Origin of the sequence: Paenibacillus sp. FSL R10-2748 (assembly GCF_038005565.1) — a bacterium.
Classification (GTDB): domain Bacteria; phylum Bacillota; class Bacilli; order Paenibacillales; family Paenibacillaceae; genus Paenibacillus; species Paenibacillus polymyxa_B.
Genome location: NZ_JBBOTK010000018.1, coordinates 21093 through 27092 on the forward strand (window position 1 = coordinate 21093; position 6000 = coordinate 27092).

1 protein-coding gene is annotated in these 6000 nt (G+C 56.5%); it reads left to right on the forward strand.

Annotation, left to right across the window (positions count from 1 at the left end; translation table 11 throughout):
* Window positions 1–498: 498 nt before the first annotated feature.
* On the forward strand, window positions 499–6000 hold a 5502-nt coding region (locus tag NSS66_RS26755), incomplete at its 3' end, for an amino acid adenylation domain-containing protein (RefSeq protein WP_445671367.1).

Sequence of the window (6000 nt, forward strand, 5' to 3'; positions counted from 1 at the left end):
ATTCTTTGAGCCTCATGCAGCACCATTGTCACATCTAATCGTCAGGAAAAGCTCACTACCCCGCAGCCAGATCTTTACTTATCCACACCAGGCGGGGGAATACTAAAATCGTACATAGAGTGTATCAATATCCCTTAAACATAGGCTTCGACAAAGGCAGCTCCGGTGCCGAATCCGGAGGTACGGTCGACTTCCTGCTGGCCGGCCGGAACCCTACAGCAAGCCTAACATCGATGGGTGGAACATCCCTTGTCCACCCCCAAATCTAATTCCGAACCCAATATTAAACCAAAGCCCGTCTTCGGGCGGCTCGTCCGCAGCAAGCATATTGAAGCAGAGGAGCCGGAAGCAGCTGCATCTCTTGCGTAGAACGATGCTCTTTGTTGTCTTTCACGCATGGGAGCCGAGCGGGACAGCTGCTAGGCAGAGGATTGCCGCATGCGATCAAACGGGCAAGCGAAGCGGTGACCTGGCGAAAGCCATTGACATTGTTGTCACATGTTTGAAAAGGCGGGGAGCGAGGCTGAAGCGTTGCTGCGGCATATGCTCCGCCGGATTGCTTTTACCGATGAAGAGAGGGGAACGATCCAGATGGCTTTTGAAAAAGAAACGTTGTTTTGGAACGAAAAATTCGGTAGCGACGATTATACCTTGACGCCGCTGCCTTACAGCAAAGCTCCAAGCTCCCTGGCGCCCATTATGAAAACCGTGGGCGGTTCGCTTTCGGAAAAAGCGGCGCAGCGCGTCCTTCAAATGAGCAAGGGCGCTCCGCTGGCCGCTTTTATGATTTTGCTCGCTGGTGTTCAGTCACTCTTGCATAAATACACAGGCGCTTCTGACATTCTGGTCGGCATGCCGGTTGTACGGAAACCGACGGAGACGCGTCGATCCGTTAATCATACGGTCATTTTGAAAAACTCGCTTTCGGCGGGTGCGACTTTTAAAACGCTTCTGAGCGAGCTGAGAACTTCCTTGCCGGAAGCGATTCAGCATCAACATATTCCGTTCTTGAAAATGACGGAGAAGCTGGACCTGCAATATGCAGACGGTATACCCGTCATCCATACGCTAGTATCCCTTAAGGAGCTGCATCTGGACGAAATCGGGCAAAATGTGGTCACGGATTGTTCCTTTGAATTCAGCTTAACCGACGGGACGATACAGCTAGCGCTGTCATATAACGAGCACTTATATGACTCCGAGTTTATGACTCGGGTCGTCGGCCATCTGAATCGCCTGCTGGCCGTGGGGCTTCACGAGTTGGAGCTGGACATCGTGCGGGCGGACATGCTGTCGGAAGACGAGAAATTTCAATTGCTGCAAAGCTTTAACGATACCGAGAAGGACTATCCCCGTGATCGGACGATTCATCAGCTCGTGGAGGAGCAGGCGAAGCGGGTGCCCGAAGCGACGGCGGTTGTCTTTGAGGGGCGGCGGCTTTCGTACGCGGAGCTGAACGAACGGGCGAACCGGCTGGCGCGGACGTTGCGATCGGTCGGCGTGCTGCCCAATCAGCTGGTAGGCTTGATGGTCAGGAGATCGCTGGAGACGGTCGTTGGCATTCTGGCGGTTCTGAAAGCTGGCGGTGCCTACGTGCCGATCGACCCGGAATACCCGGAAGAACGCATCCGCTACATTCTGGAGAACTCGAATGCGCAGCTGCTGCTGACTCAACGGCACCTGCTGCAGCAGGTGCCGTTCGAAGGGACCGTGGTGGCGCTGGATGACGAGCAGGCCTACAGCGACGATGGCTCGAACCTGGAGCCGGCCAGCGGTCCGAACGATCTGGCTTATGTCATCTATACGTCAGGTACGACGGGCAATCCCAAAGGGGTCATGCTGGAGCATCGCGGTTTGGTCAGCTTGAAGCTGATGTTCGCGGACAGGCTGGGCATCACGGAGCATGACCGGATCGTTCAATTCGCCAGCCTGTCGTTCGACGCGTCCTGCTGGGAAGTGTTCAAAGCGCTCTATTTTGGCGCGGCTTTGTACATCCCGACGGCCGAGACGATTCTCGACAACCGCCTGTTCGAGAGTTATATGAACGAGCATGCGATTACGGCGGCGATTTTGCCTCCGACGTACAGTGCTTATTTGAACCCGGACCGCCTTCCCAGCTTAACGAAGCTCGTAACGGGAGGCTCGGCGGTATCGGCCGAATTCGTGCAGCAGTGGAAACGCAAGGTCCACTATTTCAATGCTTACGGCCCTACCGAAGCTTCGATTGTTACGACGCTTTGGGATGCGGATGAGGAGCAGCCGGAGGGCAGAGTCATTCCGATCGGGCGCCCGCTGGCCAATCACCGGATTTTTATTTTGGATGCCCACCTGCAGCTTGTGCCTCCGGGAGTGGACGGCGAGCTGTGCGTGGCAGGCGTGGGGCTTGCGAGAGGTTACCTGAACCATCCGGAGCTGACGGCAGAGAAGTTCGTGGAACATCCGTTTGCGCCGGGAGAACGCCTTTACCGGACGGGAGATCTCGCCCGCTGGCTGCCAGACGGAAATATTGAGTACTTGGGCCGGATCGACCATCAGGTGAAAATCCGTGGATTCCGGATCGAGATCGGCGAGATTGAAGAGCAGCTTCTGAAGATCGACTCCGTGCAGGAGACGATCGTAATCGCGCGGGAAGGCAAAAGCGGGCAAGAACTGTGCGCTTACCTGGTCGCGGGGCGCCCGCTTACGCTCGGCGAGCTAAGAAGCGCGCTGGCGCAAAAATTGCCGAATTACATGATTCCGGCGCATTTTGTTCAGCTTCCGCAGATGCCGCTCACGCCGAACGACAAAATCGACCGGAAGGCTTTGCCCGCTCCGGAAGGAAACGCGCTGACCGGCGGCGCGTACGTAGCTCCCCGCAATGAAGCCGAGCGGACGCTTGCCGATGTGTGGCAGGCGGTATTGAACGCCGATCGCGTTGGGGTAACGGATCATTTCTTCGAGCTGGGCGGAGACTCGATCAAGTCCATTCAAGTATCTTCGCGGCTTCATCAAGCCGGGTACAAGCTGGAAATCCGGGATTTGTTCAAATATCCGACTATTTCACAGCTCAGCCTGCATGTGAAACCGATCGGACGTACCATTGATCAGGGCGAAATAACGGGTGAAACGGCGCTGACGCCGATTCAGCATTGGTTTTTCGAGAGCTCCTTTGCGGACCCGCATCATTTCAACCAGTCGGTGATGCTGTACCGGAAGGAACGCTTCGACGAAGAGACGGTGCGTCAGGTGCTGCAAAAGCTGGCCGAGCATCATGACGCCTTGCGGATGGTGTTCCGCAAGACGGAACAAGGGTTTAGCGCGCGGAACCGCGCGATTCAGGACGGCGGGCTGTTCACGCTGGACGTGTTCGACTTCAAGGATGCGGAGAATACCGCGCAGGCTGTGGAAGCGAAGGCAACGGACATTCAAGCGGGCATCGATCTGGAGAACGGGCCCCTCGTGAAGGCGGGACTGTTCCGGTGCGCGGACGGCGATCATTTGCTGCTCGCGGTTCATCATGCCGTGGTGGACGGCGTGTCTTGGCGCATTTTGATGGAGGATTTCGCTCTGGGTTACGAGCAGGCCGGCAAAAGCGAGGAAATTCGTTTCTCGGCGAAAACGGATGCGTACCGCACTTGGTCCGAGCAGTTAGCCGCTTACGCGCAAAGCCCGGAGATGGCGAAGGAACGGGCCTATTGGCAGGCCGTGGAACAAATTGCGGTTCCGGCCGTGCCGAAGGATCTGGAGGCGGACGTTACGACGCAGCAGGACAGCGAATCGCTGTTCGTCCGTTTGACTCCCGAAGAAACGGAGCTGCTGCTGAAGCGGGTTCACCGGGCCTACAACACCGAAATGAACGATATTTTGGTAACGGCGCTCGGCATAGCCGTTCGCAAGTGGACGGGACACGAACGGGTGCGGATCAATCTCGAAGGACACGGACGCGAATCGATCGGAACGGATATCGACATCACGCGCACAGTCGGCTGGTTTACGACCAAGTTTCCGGTCGTCCTGGAGCCGGAAACCGACCGGGATTTGGCCTATCAGATTAAACAGGTCAAGGAAAGCTTGCGCCGCATTCCGAACAAGGGGCTTGGGTACGGCGTATGCCGCTATCTCTCCAAATCGGAGGATGGCTTTGTTTGGGGCGCAGAGCCGGAAATTAATTTTAACTACCTCGGCCAGTTCGACGATGATGTCAATCAGGACGAGATCGGCATATCTTCTTATTCCAGCGGCAGCCCGGCCAGCGACCGGCAGGCCCGCAGCTTTGTGCTGGATATCAACGGCATGGTGCTGGACGGCACTTTATCGCTCGATCTCAGCTACAGCCGGAAGCAGTATCGCAAGGAAACGATGGAAGCCTTCGCTCAGCGGCTTGAGCAAAGTCTCCGAGAGCTCATTACCCACTGCGCAGGCAAAGAAAACACCGAATTGACGCCGAGCGACGTGCAATTTAAAGGCTTGACCATCGCGGAATTGGAGCAAATCGCCCAGCGCTCGGGCCATCTCGGGGAAATCGAAAATATTTACTCGCTTACGCCGATGCAGAAGGGCATGTGGTTCCACAGCGCGCTTGACCGGCAAACTGCCGCTTACTTCGAGCAGACGCGGTTTACGATGCGGGGAGCGCTCGACGTCCAGCTTTTCGAGAGGAGCTGGATGGAGCTTGCAAAACGTCATCTGGTGCTGCGGGCGAATTTTGTGAAAGGACCGGCGGGCGAGCCGCTGCAAATCATATACCGCGACAAGCCGGTCGGCTTTGAATATGAAGAGCTGCTTCATTTGCAGGTGGACGAGAAACAAGCGTATTTGGATAAAAAGGCCGAGGATGACAAGCTTCGCGGCTTCGACCTGGAACATGACGCGCTCGTTCGGGTTACGATCCTGCGCACCGAAGAGCAAAGCTATCATGTGCTGTGGAGTTTCCAGCATATTTTGATGGACGGCTGGTGCCTGGCGCAGCTGACGCAGGAGCTGTTTGAGACGTACTCGACCTTGGCATCCGGCAAGCAGCCAGCGGGAGATAAGGGATCGGATTATGGCGCCTATATCGAATGGTTGGAGAAACAGGACGATCAGGCGGCATCCGGCTATTGGACGGCATTCCTGTCAGGTTATGAAGGGCAAACTGTACTCCCGGGACAAAAGGAACCGGCGCTGAACGGCAGATTTACGGCTGATCACGTCACCGCCGAGCTGGGCAAGGAGTTGAGCGAGCGGATGGATCGGGTGGCGAAAGAGCGCCTGGTTACGGTCAATACGCTGTTGCAAGCCGCTTGGGGCGTGATGCTGCAAAAATATAACGGAACAAACGATGCCGTATTCGGCAGCGTCGTGGCCGGAAGACCGGTGGAAATCCCGGGCATCGAGTCCATGATCGGGCTGTTCATCAATACGGTGCCGGTCCGCGTCACGAGCGAAGCCGACACCGTGTTCGCCGATATGATGGCGAAGCTCCAAGAGCGTGCGCTGGAGTCCGGGCGATATGATTACTATCCGTTGTATGAAATTCAAGCCCGCAGCATGCAAAAGCAGAACCTGATCAACCATATCATCGCTTTCGAGAACTATCCGGTGGACGAGCAGATGGAGCAGGCGGGCGACCAGCAGCACGGCGACCTGACGATCGCTGACGTTCAGATGGAGGAGCAGACGAACTATAACTTCAACGTGACCGTGGTGCCGGGAGCCGAGATCGAAATTCGGTTCGACTTTAACGCCGAAGTGTTCGATAAAGACAGCATCGAGCGGCTCAAGGGGCATCTCGTCCATCTGCTGGAGCAGGTGACGGATAACCCGGAAATTACCGTGGGCGAGCTGGAACTAGTGACGGAGGCGGAAAAGGCCGACCTTCTCGGACGTTTTAACGACACCACCACGGAATTTCCGCGCGGGAAGACGCTCGTTCAATTGTTCGAAGAGCAGGCGGAGCTTTACCCGGACAACGTGGCCGCTGTCATGAACGAGCGGCAGCTGACCTACCGCGAGCTGAACGAGCGATCCAACCGCCTTGCG